Genomic DNA, 19,907 nt, shown 5'->3' with positions numbered 1-19,907 from the left:
GGGTATGCGGCATCAGTGCCAGACCCAGTACCTTGAGCACGTTCGAAACCACGTTCCGTACGGCATCTGCACGCGAAGAGCCGTTAAGACGGAGACGAACGAACTGCGTGCCTCGAGATCATCGAGAGAGTCCATCTTAGGAATGAAAGAATTTGGCCGATACCTACTCAAAATAGGAATGGACCACTGAATCGTCCTGTCAAAGATTTACATCAGGATGTGCGGAAATCCGGTACATCGAATCGCCGGCCACAGGCGCATACTGCAGCCGTTGATACAGCGGGATATCGATCGGACAGACCGTCAGCAGAAAATGTTGCATCTCAGTGATGAACGCTCCGCCTCAGTTCGGCAGGCTGATCACCTGCTGTTCGTCCTCGAGCAGTTGAGTCAGCGATCTCCTAAAAAAGTTCGCGACGTACTTCGCGAAGGAGTTGCGGTGAAGTACCCTATGCCAAAGATTCTGGTTCCGGCAGGGGGCGTAGACGCATAGCCGGCGGACGCTTCGAGGTGCGGCGTGCGCTGTACATGGCGACGCTCACCGCGACTCGCTTCAACCCGGCCATTCGTGCCTTTTACGAACGTCTGGTGGCCGCTGGCAAACTCAGGAAGATGGCCTTGATCGCCTGTATGCGAAAACTCATCCCCCACCTCAATGCCATCGTCCGTACCCACCGAAATTCTCAAAATATAGCCCTCTCAGCTTGACACTCAACTCGCTTACTCAGGTCACGTTGAAATGACCCAGTTCCAGACCTTCATCTATGCATGCCAATTCAGCGGTCAACGCCTGAGCGTTCGATTCGACGAAAAATCGTTATGGCCGTGTGTAAACGACGTGGCGCGACTCTTTGGCAAAAAAACGTTCACAATTCGAAAAGGCACTGAAGTATTTGCGGCTCAATCGTGAAATTGACGGGACCGTTGATATGATTGAAGTTAAATTAAAATCAGCGACGTTCGATCTATTATTGAATCACCGTGCAGCAATTTCACTCGGGTACTATCTGAATCTTGGATGCGTCCCTCCCTTCAGGACGTGGTGCTCGGAAAGGCTACCAGGATTAGCCGTCGCGCGAACCGACAGTATGTCCGCAAGAGGCCTTCCAGCGATAGCTGCGTAAGAGCGGTCAGACGAACCTGGCAGGCGGAATCGCTGGCACACGCAAGGTTGCAAATATTACGATTCACCAATTCCGACATATTAACCAATCCAATATCTTAAGGCAGAGCAATACTTTGCAGGTTGCCACACCAGAGGCAACATCACTCCTACTTTGATCCGCCATCTTACCGATCACGAAGTACGATATCGCCACCACAAGCCCATAAGTCTGAAAAAGAGCGCCTGCGGTTATCACAAATTGGCAATTCGATACGTACCCGAGTAATTCTTCGGCGTTGAATGCCAACTCCGATGCAGACTGCTGCCTGTCCGCAACAACCCGGATTGCCGACGCAATTTTGGCTACTTACGGTAGTGCGCCGACCAAAGGAGCGCCGATGTCCGAGCCTGCCGCTATTGCTCTGCCGACCGTCGAAGCCGCGCGCGAGGGCCAGGTTCGACATGTCGCTTGCAGCGACGTCGATCAGCACGCCAGCGCGATGCATGGATGGCATTTAACCGTCGATCAATTTTCGCCAGGGAAGTTTCAAAGCGAACTGAGTGAAATACGCGTCGATACCTTGCAGCTCTTTCATGAGCGTATGAATCGAGCAGTCCTCAAGCGTGGTGCCGCGTGGGTCGGTTCGCTTACTTTCAGCATCCCGCTTCACATCAACGGTACTGCCCATCTGGCTGGCAACGCGCTCGAACACAGCGCCCTGCTCGTGACCGACGGCGAATGTCTGCCCGAGTTGCGCACGCCGTCGTCCCACGAGATAGTTGTGGCGGCGCTCCCTGCCACTCTGCTGAGCGGGCTGGCCGAGCTGGTGTCCGAGGGGAAACCTCAGCCGCGGGAACCGAGATTGATTGGTCTTGACGCGCCGCGCCGTGCCCGATTGCAACAGGCACTGGCCGACACCTTCCGCGCACTTCGAGCCGATCCGACGCTAATCGACCATCCTCAAGTGCGCAAGACGCTGCACGACTCGATCGTGCTCGAGCTCTTATCGCTCGCGTATACCGAGCGCGACGTGATGCGTCTAGACGGCACCGCGCGCCGGCGTATCGTCGAGCGCGTGCGCGACCACGTGCTGGCCCATCCCGACTCGCCGCCCACGGTACTGGACCTGTGCACAACCGTCGGAGCAAGCCGGCGCAAGCTGCAATACTGCTTTGAGCAGATGCTCGACACGCACCCCGCACACTACGTACGTGCGCTGCGGCTCAACGCGGTCCGTCGCGAACTGCGGTGCGCGCTCCCCGGTTCTACGTGCATCGGCGCTGTGGCTGCGCGCTGGGGCTTCTGGCACCTGAGCCGATTCGCGTCGCACTACCGGGAACTGTTCGGCGAACTGCCGTCCGATACGCTCAAACGCCCCTCACGATAATTACCAAAAGCGGATAACGCGCCGGATTTTGACGTTCCTAGACTCCGTACACATTTCAACTGTACGGGAAACGGCACGATGAAAGTCCTCAGACGCCCGCATGGCGTGCGGCACTGTCGCACACGCACCACCGTCGTCGCGATCGGCACATTGGCGGCAACGCTCGCATGTCAGAGCGCTGGCGCGCTTGAAAACGACGGCCCGATCACGCCGTTCGGCGTGTTCGATTTCGGCGCAGGGATGACGCCGCCGCCCACGCCCAACGGCACGCTCGCCACACGCTTCGCGTACTACTCGACGCACACGATGCGCAACGGCGGCAATGCCGACTTCTCATTAACAGCCGCGTCGTGGAGCCTCGCATACATCAGAATGACAAACGCGAGGCTGTTCGGCGCGAACGTCGGCTTCGGCGCGATCGTGCCGTTCCTGAATCTGAACGGGCACGTGAACGTACCGACGCCCGCCGGAACGCTCGCAATGTCGGCCGATCCGACCAATATCGGCGATGCGGATTTCCAGCCGCTGATTCTCGCGTGGACTTTGCCTAATCTGTTCGTCAACGTCGCACTCCAAGTGCAGGCGCCAACGGGAGCCTATCGGTCCACTCGACTTTTCAATCCTGGCGTCAACCACTGGACCTTCTCGCCGATCATCGGCGCAACGTACATCACCGACAGCGGATTCGAAATCTCGACCAGCATCGAGGTCGATCAGAACACGACGAACCGTGCAACGAACTATCGAAGCGGCACCGGGTTCCGCCAGGAATTCGCGCTCGGACAGCACATCGGCCCGTTCACCGCCGGCCTCGGCGGCTACATCGAGCGGCAACTGAGCAACGACCACGGCCCGAATGTCGACGGCAACCGCGCGCACGTGAACGCGCTGGGCCCCGCGATCAGCTATGTCGAACCGGGAAAGCCGGCGGTATGGCTGCACGTTTACAAGGAATTCGGTGCGCAAAACCACGCGCAGGGGTACCAAATCGCGCTGCGTGCCGCGCTGTCGTTCTGATGTTCTGATTCGGGAGCAGTCGATGAATCCGCTTTCTTCCACGCATACCGCGCCATATTCACGTGCCGCTAGGCAAGCCGGCGCCAGCCAGGGTGCTGTGCTGCTGCTCGGCAGCAGTCTCACCGTAATGGGCGCAGTCATGATCGCGCCGATCCTGCCGAAACTCGCGGCGGACTTCGTGCCAGCCAACCCGCGCCTCGCCGCACTCGTGCCGCTCGTCGCGACGGGCCCCGCCCTTGCGATCGCGCTGTGTGCGCCGCTCGCCGGCTGGCTTGCCGATCGCGTCGGACGCAAGATGCTGCTTTTGCTAGCAACGCTCGTGTACGGGCTGGTCGGCGCTGCGCCGGCATGGCTCGACAGTTTCACCGCGATCCTCGTCTGCCGGTTCGCGCTCGGCGCCGCGGAAGCGTGCGTGATGACGTGCTGCACGACGTTAATCGGCGACTACTGGCACGGTGAACAACGGGTGCGCTACGTGAACCGGCAGGTCGTCACGATCGGTGTCGTCGGCACGATTTTTTTCGTGCTTGGCGGCGCGGCCGGCGAGCACGCATGGCGCTATCCGTTCTATCTTTACCTGCTGCCGATCCTGCTCATACCTGCGATTGCCGCCCTGCTGTGGGAGCCGCTGCGTCATGGTCGGCCCGCCGAGCCGGGCGACGGCGGCACGCCACTGTCCGGCGGCAAGCTCGCGTCGACGCTCGCCATTGGCTATCTGCTGATCTGCGTCGGAATGGTCAGTTCCTTCGTGGTCCCGGTGCAGATGCCGCAGCTGATGATCGACATCGGGCAGCACTCGTCGACGATGATCGGTGCGGTCTCGGGTATCGGTTTGCTATCGACGCTGGCCGGCTCCATCGCATGGCCATGGTTGCGCGACGCGCTCGGCCGGCGCTTCGTCAATGTCGCGCTCCTTGTGCTGCTTGCTGTGGGTCTGTATCTGCTTGCGAGCGCCAATACGGTGCCGGCCATCGTCGTGGCGGTCGTGATTCACGGCTTCGGCGGCGGCATGCTGGTCCCAAACGCAATCCTGCCGCTGATGCGCAGGCTATCGCTCGCGATTCGTGGCCGCGCCCTGGGCGGTTTCACAGCCGCGCTCTATTTGGGCCAGTTCCTCAGCCCGTTGGTCGTGCTCGGATGTGCACAGGCGTTCGGCGGACTGCGTCCCGCAATCGTCTCCATCGCGTCCGGTACAGCCGCCACGGCACTGCTGTGGTTGCTGCCGGCATTTCGTAGCCGCGGCGACGATTGATCCACTCCCATTGTCTTGTTCTCGAACGATAGACCTATGAAAGATTTCCAAACGCTCATCGCCACGCATGATGGCATCGCGCTCGCGGCGCTCGTTCGCGAGAAAGAAGTAACGCCGACGGAACTGCTGGACGCCGTCCTCGCCAGACTCGACGCGATCAACCCCTCGCTGAATGCCGTCGCAGAGCGCCTCGACGAAACGGCCAGACTAGCCGCATCGACCATCACTGGCCACGAGAGCGTACTTGCCGGTGTCCCGACACTCATCAAGGACCTTTTCATGCCGGTGCGCGGCGCACGCATGGCGAACGGATCGTTCCTGTTCGGCGACTACCGGCCCGACTTCGACGGCGAACTCGTGGGGCGCCTACGGCGCGCGGGCATACCGATCGCTGGAACCTCGCTGTCGCCCGAACTGGGCACGTCGTTTTGCACCTCCTCAGCGCGTTTCGGCGTCACACGCAATCCGTGGAATCCGCATGTGAGCGCCGGCGGATCGAGCGGCGCCGCGGCAGCGCTTGTCGCCGCGCGCGTGCTGCCGTTCGCGCACGGCAACGACGGCGGTGGCTCGCTGAGGGTGCCCGCGTCCTGCTGCGGCGTGTTCGGATTGAAGCCGACACGCGGTCGAACGCCGAATGGCCCGATGATCGGCGAAGGATGGGCCGGCATGGCCATCAACCACGCGATCACGCGCTCGGTTCGCGACAGCGCCGCCCTGCTGGACCTGACCGCGGGCGCCGATACCGGCGCGCCCTATGCGGCGCCATGCCAACCGGAGACGTTTCTCGCGGCCACGCAGCGCGATCCGCGGCCGCTAAAAATCGCCGTGATCGAGCAAGCGCCGCCGTGGCCGCTTCATCCGGCCTGCCGACCCGCACTCGCACATACCGTCGCGTTGCTGCGCTCGCTCGGACACCACGTCGAGCCGCTCGATAGTCCGGTCGATTCGGAGGCGTTCTATGACCGTGTATTCACGATCATCGGCGCACAAACGCGTGCGCTGGTCGACATGATAGGCAACCAGCGCGGACTTCCGGTACGCGACGGCGAAATCGAGGCCCGCACCCGTATCATCCTGCGGGAGAAAGGCAATGCAAGCGGCGCCGAATACGCGAGCGCCGTCGACTGGATCCATGCATTGGGCCGGACGTTCGGCCGGTTGATGGAGCGCTACGACGTGCTGCTAACGCCGACGCTCGCGATGCCGCCGCTTGCGCCGGCCGAACTTGCGACCGCGGACGACACGCAGTCGTTGAGCGAAGTCATCGATCGAGCGCATCGGTTTTCTCCGTTCACGGCATGGTCCAACGCGACCGGTCAGCCCGCGATGTCGGTGCCGCTTTACTGGGACGAGCAAGGCCTGCCGATCGGCAGCCATTTCGCGGGGGCGTTCGGCGCAGAGTCGCTGCTGTTCTCGCTCGCCGCGCAGCTTGAGCGCGCTGCACCGTGGGCGGATCGGATCCCCCCGCTTTGCGTTTGAGTGACGGTCCGGTGAACTTCCTGGCTGCAGGCGACTGAGCGCACGGGCGCGTTTGACCAGAGAGGAAGCAGACACCCCGAACGTCGTGTCGGGGTGTCCCGATATTCAATGTTGTACGCGCAGGCTTTCGCGTTTCCCGTTCTTGAACGTATAGAGTGTCATCGTCGCATTCTGGAGATCGCCCTTGGAATCAAATCGCGTTTTACCGATCAAGCTCTTGTAGTCGATCTTTCAGATACGGGAGGCACTTCGCCAGGCCGGACGAGCCAGCAGACTTCTTTGCGTCGACGGGTAATCATCCTTCGCCTGCGACTAAATCACCAGCATAACCGCATCGGACGTCCCACTTAAAATCTCAGAAGACTGTCCGAACGTGACAGGCACCTCTATCTGTTGTCACGCTCACGATCACGGCACCCTACGCGTGCGTCCGCCTCTCCTCGCATGTAGAGAACCTGCCTGACAACGCCTGCGAGCCGGGCGCAGGGCACCATGCTCGTCAGTCAAGCGTCGCGCCGGACCATCCCCACGTACGCGACCGGGTTGCGCAACACGCCGAGCCGCTCGATCTCGACTTCGCACACGTCTCCGGCTTTCATCCAGAGCTGCGGTTCGCGCGCCATCCCGATACCGGCAGGCGTGCCCGTGACGATCACATCGCCGGCCTGCAGCGTCATCACGTCACTCAGCAGCACGACCAGCGTCTCGACATCGAAAATCATGTCCGACGTCGATGCCTCCTGCACGACCGCACCGTTCAAGCGCGTCTGGATCTTCAGCCCCTTGCAGCCGCGCGGCAGTTCGTCGGCCGTGACGAACCACGGCCCGAATGCCCCCGTCCCGTCGAAGTTCTTACCCATCGTCCATTGCGGCGTGCGGAACTGGTAATCACGCAGCGTGGCGTCGTTGAAAATCGAATAGCCGGCAACATGATCGAGCGCCCGCTCGCGCGCGATGCTGCGTCCGCCCTTGCCGATCACCGCCACTAGTTCGCCCTCGTAGTCGAGTTGGGACGATTGCGCCGGCAGCGCGATCGGGTCGCCATGGCCGATCAGGCTCGACGCAAACCGCGCGAACACGGTCGGATAGGCCTGCTTCGCAAACCCGGTCTCGGTCGAGTGGTCGAGGTAGTTCAATCCGACACAGACGATCTTGCCGGACCGTCCGAACGGCGGCAGCAAGCGCACCGCCTCGAGATCGACCGGCGCGCCGCGCGCGAGAAGCGCGCCCACTTCGGCAAGATCAGCGCCGTGCGCCAGCAGCGCATCCAGATCGCCCGGATAGGCGGTGTCCTCGGCGGTCAGCCCGAACCATCGCCCGCCGTGCTCCACCGCGATGCCGCGGTGCCCATCCTTTTTATAGACTGCAAATCGCATCGCACACTCCTTGCTCGCCGTCCATGAAGTCGCCGACTACGCCTTCAATGTCCTGTTGGAGCACCGCTGGAGGCAGCGGTAGCCCCTCCTTCATCACGTTTCCGTCGCCCATGTACTGCTAGCGCGCGTACATCCAAACAGCCATCATTTGCGCACGGCCATCACCCCCGCATCCACATTCCAGATGGCACCGGTTACCCACGAGGTCTTGTCTGAAAGAAGGAAGACGATCGTGTTTGCAACGTCTTCGGGCGTACCGACGCGTCCGAGCGGATGAAACGACTCGAGCGCTTTCATCGCACCGGCAATGTCTTCCTTCGCCATAAAGCCTTCATAAATCGACGTCTGTACGATCGCCGGCGAGACAGCATTCACTCGGATACCCGCATCGGCGAGTTCAATCGCGAGATTGCGCGTGAGCGCGTGCAGACCTGCTTTTGCCATGGAATACGCCGATGCCGCGGAGTCGCCCAGCGCTGCCTGGGCTCCGATCGACCCGACGTTCACGATAGCGCCTTGGAGCTTCGCAGCGAGCATGTTCCTGACCACGTCCCGCGTAATGAAGAAAGTGGCACGATTGAGCGACAGGTACATGTCGTAATCAGATTCTTCGTGGTCGATGAAGGCCTTCGGAGCAAAGATGCCCGCAGAATTCACCAGAAGCGAGATATCTTTGTGATTCGCGTTGATCTCCGAGCGGATGGCGTTCATGCCTTCCTCGGTCATGAGGTTCGCCGCAATCACGGAGACCGGACCGAGCCCGCTCAGTTCGGCACGGACCGCTTCAGCTTTGTCTTTCCTGTTTCCCGTCAAGACGACGCTACCGCCGCTTTTCAGCACTTGTTTGGCCGTTGCGAGCCCGATACCGCTGGTGCCACCGACGACAAGAAGTTTCTTACCGGAAAAATCATTCATTTTGGCTTCCTTAATTTAAATGTCTGGATCAGTTCCGCATGCGCGGCCGCGCCAACGCGGACATTACTCGTCTTGCCGCGTCCATGAATCAGCTCGCCTCGCGGAGAACGCAGAACGCAGAACGCGGCCGGTATCGCAAGTACCTCCGCTGGTTAGCCTTCGCGGACTTCGAGAGTCGAGACCATGCGGATCGCCTTCGAGAAATTCGCGAGGTTGACCGAAGTTTTCGTCACGACCTGGTGCAACTCCTCGACACGCTCGCGCGAAGCGTCCGTGTGCAGGCGAACGACATAGCTCACTTCGTCGTATCCCGGGTTCACGCTCTCGTCGAGCCCGAGGAAACCGCGCAAGTCCAGCTCACCATCGGTCTCGATTTCCAGACTGTGGACAGTGATGCCCATCGCGGCGGCGTTGACCACGTATCCGACCGTCAAACAAGCGTTGAGCGCGGCCATGAGCAGCTCTTGCGGATTAGGCGCGCTATTCGTGCCCAAAAGCTGGGTGGGTTCGTCCGCTGCGATTTCGAAATGCCGCTGGTGAGTCACCCCGCCCAGCTCATAGTGGCTGACAGTCGCCACGGAACGCGTCTGGTGTTCCCATTTCGTCTTGACGTTGAAGCGCGCGTTTCGCTTCGTGGGGTCCGTGGCGACTTCTTGCGCGAATTGCTGCAAAGCCGGCACATCGATTCCGTTCGGGTGGGTAGTCATCTGCTGGTCCTCCTAGGAGCGCTCTCGCGCAGGGAAAAGTTCAAACACGCGGCAAGCCTACCATCTAGTTGGTAGCTTCACAAGGGCATTTCTCGTCCTTGTAGTCGTGACGCTCCTTCGAGATTGATCGGACGAATTTGCCGCTCTGCCCGCTCAATGAAAAAATGCACGAGGTCGGTTAGTGCAATTGGGGACACGTTCCTCCACCATCTGCTTGCGGGGCGTCCCTGCAAGGTTGGCCCGCTGCGAAGACGAGATGCGCCGTCATGCTTGACAAAAAACCAACTAGTAGGTAGACTGCGCTTGCAGTGATTCGCTGGGTTCGTTCAATTGAAGATGGCAGTGTGCCGGAGGATGCATGGCAGTAGGTACGCGCGACGCGTTGGTTCAAGCTGCAGAAGGCCTGATGCGCTCGAGGGGTTATGCCGCCTTCAGTTATGCGGATCTGGCCGAAACCGTTGGCATCCGGAAGGCAAGCATTCACCATCACTTCCCGACGAAGGAAGATCTGGGCGTTGCGATTGTGGAAGCCTATGTCGCGAGAGTGGTGGAAGCGTTCGAGCGAATCGACCGCGAGAATGAGGACTTCTGGGGCCGCTTGAACGGATTTTTCGATACCTTTCGCGCCAGCAGTGATGGAAGCCTGCTCCCGCTCTGCGGTGCGCTTGCCGCCGAGATGGCTGCTTTGCCGCCCGAACTGCAGAAGCTCACGCACCGGTTTTTCGAGCTGCAACTGCGCTGGCTGACCAGGGTCATCGACAAGGGCATCAGCGACGGCGAGATCCCCGCCGGTGTGGGGAGCTGCCAGAAGGCGTATCAGGTATTGAGCGTTCTAGAGGGAGCCAGCTTTGTCGAGTGGGCCATGAAGAACGGCGAAACGCTCGACCGCGGCATCATTCGACTCATCGTCTCCGCAGCATAAAAAGGGGATCGCTTCCCCAAACGATTCATCGTTGCACCCAGCGCCAGAGCCGTTTTCCGCGTGAACATGGCTCTTTTATTTGAGTATTTACCCTACCAACTAGTTGGTTGTTATTTGGAGAAAACCATGGAAAACTGGACTGAAACAATCGGCGCCGTCACCCGTCGCGTGCATGAACTCGCACGGTACACCCCGGACACGCTCAAAGGCGTTGGTTTGCTCGGTGCCGCCGGCGCCAAGACAAATCATCTCGACGCAAAGACGCGAGAGCTGATTGCGTTGGCAGTCGCTGTCACAACACGCTGCGACGGCTGCATCGCTTTTCACGCGGCAGAAGCCAACAAGCTCGGTGTGACGAAGGAAGAAGTCGCAGAAGCACTTGGTGTCGCCATCAATCTCAATGCCGGCGCCGCTGTGGTCTATAGCACTCATGTCCTCGACGCGCTGGACCATCTCGGTCGCGAGTAAATGTCCTACCCGGCGCTACCGCTGCGAGCGGAGCGCCACGAGGCAGCAATTTCTAGCTGAGGATGAAACATGAAGCGGGTCAATGTAGAAGTGTGGTCGGACTTTGTCTGCCCCTGGTGCTGGATCGCAAAACGACGCCTGGAAAAAGCGATAGAAGGCGTGACGCAGCACGTCGACGTGGTCGTGACACACAAGTCCTACCGTCTTGCGCGAGGCATGGTTCCGACCGGCTTTACAGACGCGCTTTATGCCAAGTTCGGAAACGCGACAGCAGCGCAAAGAATGATGGATGCGGTGTGCTCGGCCGGAGCCCAGGAAGGTCTGAACTACCGATTCGAGACCATGCGCTTTGGCGATACGAGCGACGCGCACCTACTCGTCAAAAGTGTCCAAACGTCCGAAGACAAACAACGGATGATCGAAGCGATCTACCGGGCCGCGACGACCGACGGGATTGACATCTTCGATAGAGCCGCGCTCATCGACCTTGCGAAGAGCATCGGCATTTCTGCTGCGTCGCTCTCCTTCGACGATCGCGAGATGGTGTCCGAAATCGCGCGAGATGAAGCAGAGGCAAATCGAATCGCAAATGGCGTTCCGCTGTTTGTCTTCAACAACCGAACGTACCTCTCAGGCGCACGTGAAGTTGCCGTGTTCGAAAAAGCGTTGTTCGACTCCGCCGAGAACGTACCGGACGAAAGCGAAGACACCGGAGGCATGAGCTGCAGCATTGACGGGTGCGCTCACTAGGCAGGCAGCCCCCCATTCACAAGGTATCGATTCTTTCCGGACTGACCGAAATGCGCGTGAAGCAGATTCCCGGCTGTTAGATAGCCATCCGTTTCATTTCGCATTTAACCCGACACTCACCAGCGCCCTGGCGCACCTACATTTTGAGCAACATGATGAGTAAATTGTTTACGCCCTACGATCTCTCCGGGACGCAGCTCGCCAACCGCGTCGTCATGGCACCGATGACGCGCACGCGTACGCCCGATAACATTCCCAACGATCTCACCGCGCTCTACTACGCGCAGCGTGCTTCCGCCGGCTTGATCATCACCGAAGGTCTTCCGGTGTCCGAAGAGGGCCGAGGCTATCTGTATACGCCGGGTCTGTACACCGACGAGCAGACGGAAGGATGGCGGAAGGTCACCGACGCCGTGCACAAAAAGGGCGGCAAAATCTTTGCCCAGCTCTGGCACGTTGGCCGGCTGTCCCACGTTTCCATCCAGCCTGGCAATGCGGCTCCGGTGTCGTCGGGCGAAGTGCCGGCGACCACGACCATGGTCTACGCGTGGGTAGAACCCGGCAAGGAGGGCCCGGTCCTCCCGAGTGTGCCGCGTGCGCTGACCACGGACGAAGTGCAACGTGTCACTCAGGACTTCGTTGCATCCGCGCGTCGGGCGATGGACGCAGGCTTCGACGGCGTAGAAGTGATGGCGGCCAATGCCTTCCTGTTCGACCAGTTCCTGAGCAGCGCGCTGAACACCCGCACCGACCAATATGGCGGTTCCATCGCTAATCGTCAGCGCTTTTTGCTGGAGACGATCGACGCCCTGGCGGACGCCATTGGCGGTGAAAAGGTGGGCGTGCGGGTCTCGCCGTTCGGGCGCATCTACGATATGGAGTCCTTCGAAGGGGAAGCGGATGCGTGGGCGAGCATGGCCTCGGCCTTGAACGAACGGAAGCTGGCGTTCGTGCACCTGAACTATCAGACGACCATTTCTGCAGCAGGTACTCCGGATGGCTTTGGTGCGGCCTTTCGCAAGGCCTACCAAGGCACGCTGATCGGCGCCGGCGGCTTCACGCAGGAGCTCGCCGAAGCCGAACTGGCGAAGGGAGAACTTGACCTGATCGCGTTCGGCACGGCCTTCATTTCCAATCCCGATTTGGTGGAGCGGATGAAGAACGGTTGGCCGCTCACGGAGCCCGATCGGTCGACCTTCTATGGCGTCATTGGTGCCAAGGGCTACACCGATTATCCGACTTTCGAGCAGGAAACCGCGTAATCGGACTGAAATGCCGACGCATCATTCCGGTCCCCGACATGAACGCGAGATGAGGTACGGCGGGCTCGGACTGCTTGCATGGGAAGTCTCCGAATCAACTTTTCCAAGTCGTTCGAAGTGCTTCCCATCGGCATTTAATAGCATCAGAAGATCTGGCGAAACTTGGCCGGCCGACCGTGATCCGGGCCGGTCAACGCGTCGCCTCAGGTTGCATGCCACATTCAGACTCCCCATCGACGTCAATGCAGGCCTTCGAAACTGTTGCGCGTCATGGGACCGAAAGGTCAAGCGGATATGCCGTCGTCCGTCGGTGCGATAGACCAACAGCTGCATCGCGCGAGGCTCGTTGAATGCTTGATTTCGTACATGGAGAATCCAGTATGGGCTATAACTTTGATCGCTCGATCTCCCGCCGCAACACAAATGCAATGGCGGAGGAAGGTTTCGCGAATTATCTGTTCGGAGCGGATGCACCTGCACTTGCACTCGAGATGCCGAGAGAAGAGCTGATATCGATGTGGGTCGCCGACATGCAATTCGCCGCCCCCGATGCCGCCATCGATGCCATTACCGAGCGCCTCAAACATCCCATCTTCGGCTACACGGCGGACCTGGACGAGCAGCTCTATCAGGCTTTCCACTCCTGGTGTGCGCAACGATACAGCTGGCATTTCGCTCGCGAGGAAATGCAGGTCTCACTCGGCGTCATACCAGCCCTCTTCGCACTCGTAGAATATGTGTGCCGCCCCGGCGACAAAGTGCTTAGTCTGACGCCGGCCTATGGGTACTTCAAACACGCGGCGCTTCAGCGCGATCGCGAATTCGTGACGTCACGCATGCTCGCATCCGACGACGGCAAGTACTCGATCGACTTTGAGGACTTCGAAGCGAAAGTTAGCGATCCGGCGGTGAAGCTCTTTTTCCTCTGCCACCCTCACAATCCGACCGGCCGGATCTGGACAAGCGACGAGCTGCGCCGAATGGGTGAACTCTGCATCGCAAACGGTGTGAAGATTGTTTCTGACGAGATCCATTGCGACTTGCTAAGAACCGGAAATGCACACACGCCGTTGGCGAAGTTGTTCCCGGGTAGCCCGGACATCATCACGTGCATGGCCGTTAGCAAGACGTTCAATCTGGCAGGAATGATGATCGCGACCGTCATCATCCCGGATCCGGAATTGCGCTCAGAATGGAAACGGCGCCACTACCCGTTCGTGAACCCGCTCAGTCTCGCCGCCGCCATCGGTGCGTACCGCGATGGCGCTCCGTGGTTGGATGCGCTGCGGCTGTATCTGGACGAGAACTTCGCCCTGACTCAACGCTTTCTGAGCGAACACTTGCCAAAAGCAAAATTTCGCGTTCCGGAAGCGACTTATCTGGCGTGGATCGACCTACGGACCTATTTCGACGATTCAGTCAACCTCACGCGTTTCTTTCTTGAAAAATCAGGCGTCGTTCTGGAAGGCGGAGAGATGTTCGTCGAGAACGGCGACCGAAGAGTGCGACTCAATCTTGCGTGTCCGCGGGCGCAGCTTCGGCTGTCCCTCGAACGAATCCGAGATGCAATTGTGAAGCAATACCATTGAATCAAGCCGACGTAAGGCAAGACAGCAGCATCAATTCAAACGAACCAAAGGAACACTTATGCCGCTCATTAACGTAAAAGTCATCGAAGGCGTTTTCTCCGCAGCCGACAAGGAAAAGATCATTTCTACCCTTACCGACGCAATGGTGTCGATCGAGGGCGAAAGCATGCGGCCCGTTACCTGGGTTATCGTTGAAGAAGTAAAGAGCGGTGACTGGGGCATTGCCGGCAACGCACTAACAACCGAGAGGGTTAAGGCACTGGCCGCAGGCCAGTAACTGGCTGGCCCTGAACGGGCTCCAGCGGCAGTGAAGCGACCATCGCTTATGCCGTTGGAGCCCTTTTTCATTGCTTCCACGGCATGCTACCTATAACGCGCAGCCAGCTCGATAGATCGAGTGGGCCCGGTCACCGGATAGGTAATTCCCGCGCGGCACCGAACTAGACGATACTGTGCCGGCATTGCCGAAGGCGCCCGAACGCCCATTCGACGTACTGCATTGATGCAGTGGCAACCAGGCTACCGGGTTAGTCTAAGTATTACGCGCCGAAAAATGCCACGCGGGGCCGTAGTTTGATGCTCCCGAACAGCCGCTTGCATCTACAAAGACAAGATAGCGTACACGTTCAATGCTTGAGAGCCACCGGCCGAATCGGTAGAGCCCGCTAAGGTTCTATATCGAGGTCGATTCCGAGCATCAGCGTCGCGAAGAGGTCATGCAGTACATCTACCGCAAGTACGGCCGCGATCGCGCAGCGCTGACGGCCGCCGTCACGACGTACCGGCCGCACAGCGCGTCGCGGGAAGCCGGCAAGGCGCTCGGCGTGGATCCGGCGATCGTCGATCGCGTGGCGAAGCAACACCACTGGTTCGATTCGCGCGCCGATCCGAACACGGCGTCATGATCCTGCTGGAGATGGGGGTGGTCGCGGGGTTCATCGGCGAGGCCACCCCGGTCAAGATCGATCCGGCCGTACTGGGGGAGTTGGAGTTCGCGTTAAATGAAGCGCTTGAGCACGGGGAAAACACTGGAGGATGGTTCGCGGGTGCGTCGGCGCACGATTTGTGCGCGGCGCTTCTGGCCGAGCATGAGCGGCAGCTGCGCGCCACGCCGCTCGCAACGCTGCAGGAGGTATTGGCGAGAGTGAAACGCTCCGCCAAGGGGGGAGCGACACGGTAGCGCACGCCGGTAGACTCCCGTACCGTTTGACGAGGCATATCACACGCCGTTTGGCTGCAGCGTTCGATCGGCTCGCTCCGAGATGATGCAACGGGGTCCCGTTAGTTCGTCGTCCCGCGCACGGACGAACGCAGGCCAGCACCGGGTCAAGGGAGCAAGCGAAGGTTGGTGCGGGAGAAAGCGCCGTGGATGACACGGCCCCGCGCACCTTGACGCAGCAAAGGCAGCGCTACGGTCGCGGAACTAGGACGACAAGCTGATGGGACGGGAGATCGGTGGCGGCGGCATGCCGAGGCGGTGGAACGCCCCGCGCGGCGAGCGCGCTATCGGAGGCGCAAAGCGGCTCAGGTCGATTGTGGGTTGACGAGATCTGCGCTTTCCGCAATCGCTTGCCAGGCATATGCCCGCAGTTGGAGTTGCAGGCCGACGTGGCGCGGGGCCGCGGCCGGCCGTAGTGATTGGTATCGCCGGCGCCGAGTTCGATCATCCGGCGCCGCGCGCAGCACGCGCCAGGCGCCGACCCGCGGCCGAAGATCCACGTCGACGGGCCGCCGGCCGGACGCGGCGATAGGCCCCGCTGGCGCCACGCTCGAGCATCTAGCGGCACCCGCTACGCGGGCCCGGACGGTGACCGGCAGCTGCCACACCAAGTCTCCGTACTGGTGGCCGGCGGCCAGCCGCGGCGGGTCATCAACACCTCTTCTAAAAGATGGTCAATTTTTACTACGCGGTCAATGTATGACGATTATTTCGATCTCGGCGAGTAGAGTTTACCCGGAATACGGAAGCTACTCTGCCTCAGACACCTCACGTCGTCATGCACGCCCTCCAGCAACCCCAAGCACGACAATCACGCTCCATCTGCAATGGAGCCATTTTCTTAGTCCAGTGCGTCGTTTCCATCCGATAGAATCAACCTTCCCAAACTGCCTCGCACACCTCATGCAAGTCCGTGTCGCATACGAACACAGCCTGATCGATGCTCCTGACGACTTCATCGTTCAGGTACCATCTCAGCTTATTGATGACGTCCCAGCAAATGTTCCGCCAGTGCTATTGCCAGAGTACCTTACTGACCTGATCTTGAAACGCTCACCTCAAATTGGGAAGATTCGGAATCTCAGACTGCTTTGATGTCGGAGATCGCCATTATGCACATAGTGGAGGATGGCATTCGATTGCCCTGTCGGACATAGGGTAGATAGACCGCTTATTTTTAAAGATCATTCTCGTGGTCGACTCGACCACTTCGAGCTGAAGACGACGCTGCGTGTCCTTAGCGCCCATAAGGCGCGTTGGACACTGCGCTATTTCAAAGTTAGATCTCGCCCCACTCCGGGGCCTCGATAAGTTGACGCTCCACGAGGAGTCCTCGTTCCGCTTATTAAAGTTAGTCGGTGACCTTTGAGGGTCACCGATAAACGGATAACGCTTCGCGCCCGTGCACTCACATGCACATAGGGCGCTTCGCTTATTAGATCGCTTCGTTTCACTCGCTCACTAAGGTGAACCTTTTTCTCCATCTCCGTAGGTTCTTCCTCCTTTTCCCAGAGGGAAAGGAGGAAGAAACGTGATGCCGAAGCACCACTCCTATAAGATATACGATTAAGACGATATATTTTTATACCGAGTCTATTCTTTGGTAAACAAACTACTCCGGTGCAAACTATCGGGCGTAGCCGCCCTTTCGTTCGAACCGGAGCAGTTTGTCGATTACCATTTAATTCTCCCGCTGGGGAGAGTGCTTCCAAATTTGGATCATGCGCGCCGCCAGTCGCGCCATGTACTTAACTTAAGCACCCCCAAGCCAGCAGACAAGTCCTGACGGAGATCAGCTAGTTGTCGGGAAGGTACCGCAAGCCCCGGATCGGCGCAACCAGATGTTAGCCTTCTGGCATGCTCGACTTGGAAAATGCTCGTCAATCTTCGAGGACTCGTTATTTCAATCACTACCTCACAAGCGAGCACAAAGGCACTGTGGCCCTACGAATTATGCGTCGGCACAATTCGTAGGGTACTCCGGTCACCGGCCCACGTTAAATTGCAGCTTATGACCACCGCGACGGGCATAAAAATACGAACCCGTCGCGGCGATCCAACTTCGACTTCAACGAGTGTATGACTTACGCGTCTCCGCCACCGCTCCCTTCACGATCGACACCTGTTGCTCCATCCGGCGCTTTGCGGCATCGATCAATACGTGTGTTGGCTGGAACCCACGTGCCCCACGAGCGTACCCCCCCGGTCTCTTTTAGTTGAATAAAACCATCTCTCTGAGCTAGATATCCCAACTCATCGTCCAGCGATTTCATCCTGTTTACGTCGTCAACAGCGACGAGTCCTGTTACAGGAGAAGCCGCGTCGTTCACCCCTGATACCCGAACATATGCGGCATCGACGCCAACCACATCCTCCCAAACGCTGGCGACGAGAGTGGACCACTCTCTCGAGTGCTTAACCATCGAAGCATCGAGCAGGAATATCCAGCGATAGTGATGTCCTTTATGCCGCCCCCAAGCCAATGACCAAATGCCACCGATTGCGACGGCTGCGAATTTCCCGTCGGCTCGGAGCCGGTTGACGAATCTTCCGTGATCCCTCTTGGCTTGGCCAAGCGAGACGGGGATCTCAAGTACTGGATTTTCAGGCGGCCGATAAGTACACTCGAGCAGCATTACGTTCAGTTCCGGGCACTGTTGGAAACATTCATTTTTAAATTTCTGCATCCGTTTAGTTGCCCGCACTCCGTCGTCTTTGCGCGCCGACACAATTTTTCCAATCAATCGGGCCTTAGCCTCCCTCCGGAGCAATCTGAATAACTCGTTTACGAGTTCGCCACTAAACAACCTCACATCGGTGTTAAAAAATGTTGGTTGTCTACTTAAACAATCACCAAGAGTCGGCACTCTGCCTACGAGATTGGTGATCACATCGCAAAAGAGTTCGGCATACGGCGGCAACCTGAACCGATCGAGATCCAACTCGGGATCGAATACCGCGCGAACAAGAGGCAGAAGCAAGCCGTAGTAACGTCCCAACGCATGCTCCTGGACCCGAATTACCTTGCCATCCTCCTCACGTCGCTCAAAATCGTACGCGTTTCCTTCGTTGCTTATGACAAGCCACGTAAGCCAGTCCATCAGACTTACGAAGCGCGCCAACGACCCGAATGCCTCAGAAAGAATCCGCAAACTGCCGCCTTCGTGTTCCACGACGGCACTCATCATGTCGTCGTCGATACGATTGAGAATTCTGCGGCGAACAGTGCTGTACGTCAGCACGGCTTGGCGCAGCTGATTGTCGTCATCCGAATAGACGTAGTAGGCACCTGCCGCGATCCATGGCGTTTCGCGTCGATACTGATAAATAGTCATGGCAGGCTCCTGTTAACTCTGCAGAGTAGTGGATTGAGTAGCGTCACACAGAGCCTGGTATCGGCGACGCAGGTGACTCGCAGTTTTTTGGGCACAATTGAAGTGCTCTCGGATACCATCGACCGTTGGACGAACCTTGCCATTGGCAACATCGTCAACAAGCTGCAATAGTCGTCTATCGACCTCCTCGACGACTTGCGAGCCGACTTCGAGAGTCACTATGTCAGTATCAGACGGTTGCCCGCGACTACCCACAGTTGCGCCTGCGACGACCGGAGCGACCACTGCACCCATGTGTCGGCGACTACGCCCAAATACCAAGTACCAGCAAAACCCACCAGTAAGGTCGAGCACGCCCGCACACATGAGCGCAAGGAAGAGGTTCAGCGTTTGATCGTCAACACTAGTCAACTGGGCGAGCCGTGCAGTCACGGGGTCTTCACGCATCGAGTCGTGCAGTCGTTCCTGCAAGTCAGCCCGACGATCGATTTCAGTCTCGCGGCGATATGCTTGACTCTCCTCGACCAATAGTCGCTGGAGCTTGGCGTCGAGTACGTCGTGACGCTTACGCTGTATCTGGCAGTCTGAAGTGCAGTGCTTCGAGTTGTTGCTAGCCATCTCTGTCCGAGTGCGTTCGATATCCACGGCAATCGCCATCAAATCGCGCGTTGGCACCGACTCCTTTTGCGCAACGGCAGACGAAACCTCTGCAGCGTGTGCACGCTGGCTTCCGGCATCGCGCTGAGTCGTGAGGAAAAACGACACCTGGCCATACAGTGTTACGACGAAGCTCGCTGCGCAAAGTGCAATCGCACAACAACGGACAGAAATGGATCGCCCTCGCCCTAAAGCAGGAAGCAAATGGGTTCCCATGACCGCCGCCACTGCCAGTGCGACGCTGACCGCCTGCTCCTGCAGTCCTACTGCTCGCTGCAAACCAGACAGCACTGCGATACCGACTGAGGTCGCCGTCGTCAGAAGTGCGAGAGCCAGCGTAGTTAGCGCACGAGACTGCGCCCATCCTGCTGTTGGTAGAAGAGCGGAAGTCTTCATGGCACCCTGATCGACTTCCATTTCTGAATTCAAGTATGTGTTCACGGAAATCCTTTTCGTTCGTCCGCCG

The 19,907-nt window shown here is 58.9% G+C and carries 17 protein-coding genes and 2 pseudogenes; 14 read left to right on the top strand and 5 right to left on the bottom strand.

Translation table 11 applies throughout. The annotated features are described in order from the left end of the window. Window positions 1–444: 444 nt before the first annotated feature. The 5 genes and pseudogenes from ABY44_RS33915 to ABY44_RS33895 form a co-directional block, all read left to right on the top strand. Window positions 445–708: pseudogene (locus ABY44_RS33915) on the top strand (transposase); the annotation flags it as partial. 795 nt (window positions 709–1,503) lie between these two features. Further along, window positions 1,504–2,493 (top strand): helix-turn-helix domain-containing protein, encoded by a 990-nt coding sequence (locus ABY44_RS33910; RefSeq protein WP_124675963.1) that lies wholly within the window; start codon window positions 1,504–1,506, stop codon window positions 2,491–2,493. A 78-nt stretch (window positions 2,494–2,571) separates the two neighbouring features. Continuing rightward, on the top strand, window positions 2,572–3,510 hold the full coding sequence (locus ABY44_RS33905) for a SphA family protein (protein WP_011695176.1): 939 nt from the start codon (window positions 2,572–2,574) through the stop codon (window positions 3,508–3,510). A 22-nt stretch (window positions 3,511–3,532) separates the two neighbouring features. Next, entirely contained in the window at window positions 3,533–4,762 is a 1,230-nt protein-coding gene (locus ABY44_RS33900) for an MFS transporter (RefSeq protein WP_124675962.1), read from the top strand. Window positions 4,763–4,798: 36 nt separating this feature from the next. After that, window positions 4,799–6,241 (top strand): amidase, encoded by a 1,443-nt coding sequence (locus ABY44_RS33895; protein ID WP_125331753.1) that lies wholly within the window; start codon window positions 4,799–4,801, stop codon window positions 6,239–6,241. A 503-nt stretch (window positions 6,242–6,744) separates the two neighbouring features. Here the strand turns inward: ABY44_RS33895 and ABY44_RS33890 are convergent. The 3 genes from ABY44_RS33890 to ABY44_RS33880 all read right to left on the bottom strand — a co-directional run bounded on the left by ABY44_RS33890 (window position 6,745) and on the right by ABY44_RS33880 (window position 9,239). Continuing rightward, window positions 6,745–7,617, bottom strand: coding sequence for a fumarylacetoacetate hydrolase family protein (locus ABY44_RS33890; protein ID WP_125331751.1), 873 nt, complete (start codon window positions 7,615–7,617; stop codon window positions 6,745–6,747). A 144-nt stretch (window positions 7,618–7,761) separates the two neighbouring features. Further along, window positions 7,762–8,532, bottom strand: coding sequence for an SDR family NAD(P)-dependent oxidoreductase (locus ABY44_RS33885; RefSeq protein WP_011548515.1), 771 nt, complete (start codon window positions 8,530–8,532; stop codon window positions 7,762–7,764). Window positions 8,533–8,684: 152 nt separating this feature from the next. Next, window positions 8,685–9,239, bottom strand: coding sequence for an OsmC family protein (locus ABY44_RS33880; RefSeq protein WP_011548516.1), 555 nt, complete (start codon window positions 9,237–9,239; stop codon window positions 8,685–8,687). A gap of 358 nt (window positions 9,240–9,597) precedes the next feature. Here ABY44_RS33880 and ABY44_RS33875 point away from each other — a divergent pair, with 358 nt between their 5' ends. The 9 genes and pseudogenes from ABY44_RS33875 (at window position 9,598) to ABY44_RS33835 (ending at window position 16,544) form a co-directional block, all read left to right on the top strand. Further along, entirely contained in the window at window positions 9,598–10,161 is a 564-nt protein-coding gene (locus tag ABY44_RS33875) for a TetR/AcrR family transcriptional regulator (RefSeq protein ID WP_011695171.1), read from the top strand. A 126-nt stretch (window positions 10,162–10,287) separates the two neighbouring features. Continuing rightward, entirely contained in the window at window positions 10,288–10,629 is a 342-nt protein-coding gene (locus ABY44_RS33870) for a carboxymuconolactone decarboxylase family protein (protein WP_011548518.1), read from the top strand. 69 nt (window positions 10,630–10,698) lie between these two features. Further along, a complete protein-coding gene (locus tag ABY44_RS33865) occupies window positions 10,699–11,379 on the top strand; it encodes a DsbA family oxidoreductase (protein ID WP_011548519.1) in 681 nt (226 codons plus the stop codon). A gap of 152 nt (window positions 11,380–11,531) precedes the next feature. Further along, window positions 11,532–12,641: an alkene reductase gene (locus ABY44_RS33860; RefSeq protein ID WP_125331749.1), complete on the top strand. Its 1,110-nt coding sequence runs from the start codon at window positions 11,532–11,534 to the stop codon at window positions 12,639–12,641. A gap of 380 nt (window positions 12,642–13,021) precedes the next feature. Beyond that, window positions 13,022–14,230, top strand: coding sequence for a MalY/PatB family protein (locus ABY44_RS33855; RefSeq protein WP_109343340.1), 1,209 nt, complete (start codon window positions 13,022–13,024; stop codon window positions 14,228–14,230). Window positions 14,231–14,288: 58 nt separating this feature from the next. Continuing rightward, window positions 14,289–14,507, top strand: a complete 219-nt coding sequence (locus ABY44_RS33850) for a tautomerase family protein (protein ID WP_011548522.1) — start codon at window positions 14,289–14,291, stop codon at window positions 14,505–14,507. Between the two features lie 400 nt (window positions 14,508–14,907). After that, a pseudogene (locus tag ABY44_RS33845) lies at window positions 14,908–15,117 on the top strand (hypothetical protein); the annotation flags it as partial. A gap of 14 nt (window positions 15,118–15,131) precedes the next feature. After that, complete coding sequence (locus ABY44_RS33840; RefSeq protein WP_125331747.1) at window positions 15,132–15,410, top strand: hypothetical protein; 279 nt, start codon at window positions 15,132–15,134, stop codon at window positions 15,408–15,410. 942 nt (window positions 15,411–16,352) lie between these two features. Then, window positions 16,353–16,544 (top strand): hypothetical protein, encoded by a 192-nt coding sequence (locus ABY44_RS33835; RefSeq protein ID WP_124675957.1) that lies wholly within the window; start codon window positions 16,353–16,355, stop codon window positions 16,542–16,544. 989 nt (window positions 16,545–17,533) lie between these two features. On the opposite strand, the gene ABY44_RS33830 is transcribed toward ABY44_RS33835, so the two are convergent. Continuing rightward, on the bottom strand, window positions 17,534–18,784 hold the full coding sequence (locus ABY44_RS33830) for an inovirus-type Gp2 protein (protein ID WP_125331745.1): 1,251 nt from the start codon (window positions 18,782–18,784) through the stop codon (window positions 17,534–17,536). A 12-nt stretch (window positions 18,785–18,796) separates the two neighbouring features. Further along, window positions 18,797–19,882 (bottom strand): hypothetical protein, encoded by a 1,086-nt coding sequence (locus tag ABY44_RS33825; RefSeq protein ID WP_124675955.1) that lies wholly within the window; start codon window positions 19,880–19,882, stop codon window positions 18,797–18,799. Between the last annotated feature and the right edge of the window lie 25 nt (window positions 19,883–19,907).

Origin of the sequence: Burkholderia sp. ZZQ-2, assembly GCF_050768715.1 — a bacterium.
In the GTDB taxonomy this organism is placed as follows: domain Bacteria; phylum Pseudomonadota; class Gammaproteobacteria; order Burkholderiales; family Burkholderiaceae; genus Burkholderia; species Burkholderia cepacia.
This window is presented reverse-complemented; position numbering and strand designations above follow the sequence as displayed.

Excerpts from the sequence above, each read along its gene's own strand:
- ABY44_RS33910 (WP_124675963.1), top strand. The coding sequence starts at position 1,504 with ATGTCCGAGCCTGCCGCTATTGCTCTGCCGACCGTCGAAGCCGCGCGC.
- ABY44_RS33905 (WP_011695176.1), top strand. The coding sequence starts at position 2,572 with ATGAAAGTCCTCAGACGCCCGCATGGCGTGCGGCACTGTCGCACACGC.
- ABY44_RS33900 (WP_124675962.1), top strand. The coding sequence starts at position 3,533 with ATGAATCCGCTTTCTTCCACGCATACCGCGCCATATTCACGTGCCGCT.
- ABY44_RS33895 (WP_125331753.1), top strand. The coding sequence starts at position 4,799 with ATGAAAGATTTCCAAACGCTCATCGCCACGCATGATGGCATCGCGCTC.
- ABY44_RS33890 (WP_125331751.1), bottom strand. The coding sequence starts at position 7,617 with ATGCGATTTGCAGTCTATAAAAAGGATGGGCACCGCGGCATCGCGGTG.
- ABY44_RS33885 (WP_011548515.1), bottom strand. The coding sequence starts at position 8,532 with ATGAATGATTTTTCCGGTAAGAAACTTCTTGTCGTCGGTGGCACCAGC.
- ABY44_RS33880 (WP_011548516.1), bottom strand. The coding sequence starts at position 9,239 with ATGACTACCCACCCGAACGGAATCGATGTGCCGGCTTTGCAGCAATTC.
- ABY44_RS33875 (WP_011695171.1), top strand. The coding sequence starts at position 9,598 with ATGGCAGTAGGTACGCGCGACGCGTTGGTTCAAGCTGCAGAAGGCCTG.
- ABY44_RS33870 (WP_011548518.1), top strand. The coding sequence starts at position 10,288 with ATGGAAAACTGGACTGAAACAATCGGCGCCGTCACCCGTCGCGTGCAT.
- ABY44_RS33865 (WP_011548519.1), top strand. The coding sequence starts at position 10,699 with ATGAAGCGGGTCAATGTAGAAGTGTGGTCGGACTTTGTCTGCCCCTGG.
- ABY44_RS33860 (WP_125331749.1), top strand. The coding sequence starts at position 11,532 with ATGATGAGTAAATTGTTTACGCCCTACGATCTCTCCGGGACGCAGCTC.
- ABY44_RS33855 (WP_109343340.1), top strand. The coding sequence starts at position 13,022 with ATGGGCTATAACTTTGATCGCTCGATCTCCCGCCGCAACACAAATGCA.
- ABY44_RS33850 (WP_011548522.1), top strand. The coding sequence starts at position 14,289 with ATGCCGCTCATTAACGTAAAAGTCATCGAAGGCGTTTTCTCCGCAGCC.
- ABY44_RS33840 (WP_125331747.1), top strand. The coding sequence starts at position 15,132 with ATGATCCTGCTGGAGATGGGGGTGGTCGCGGGGTTCATCGGCGAGGCC.
- ABY44_RS33835 (WP_124675957.1), top strand. The coding sequence starts at position 16,353 with ATGCAAGTCCGTGTCGCATACGAACACAGCCTGATCGATGCTCCTGAC.
- ABY44_RS33830 (WP_125331745.1), bottom strand. The coding sequence starts at position 18,784 with ATGACTATTTATCAGTATCGACGCGAAACGCCATGGATCGCGGCAGGT.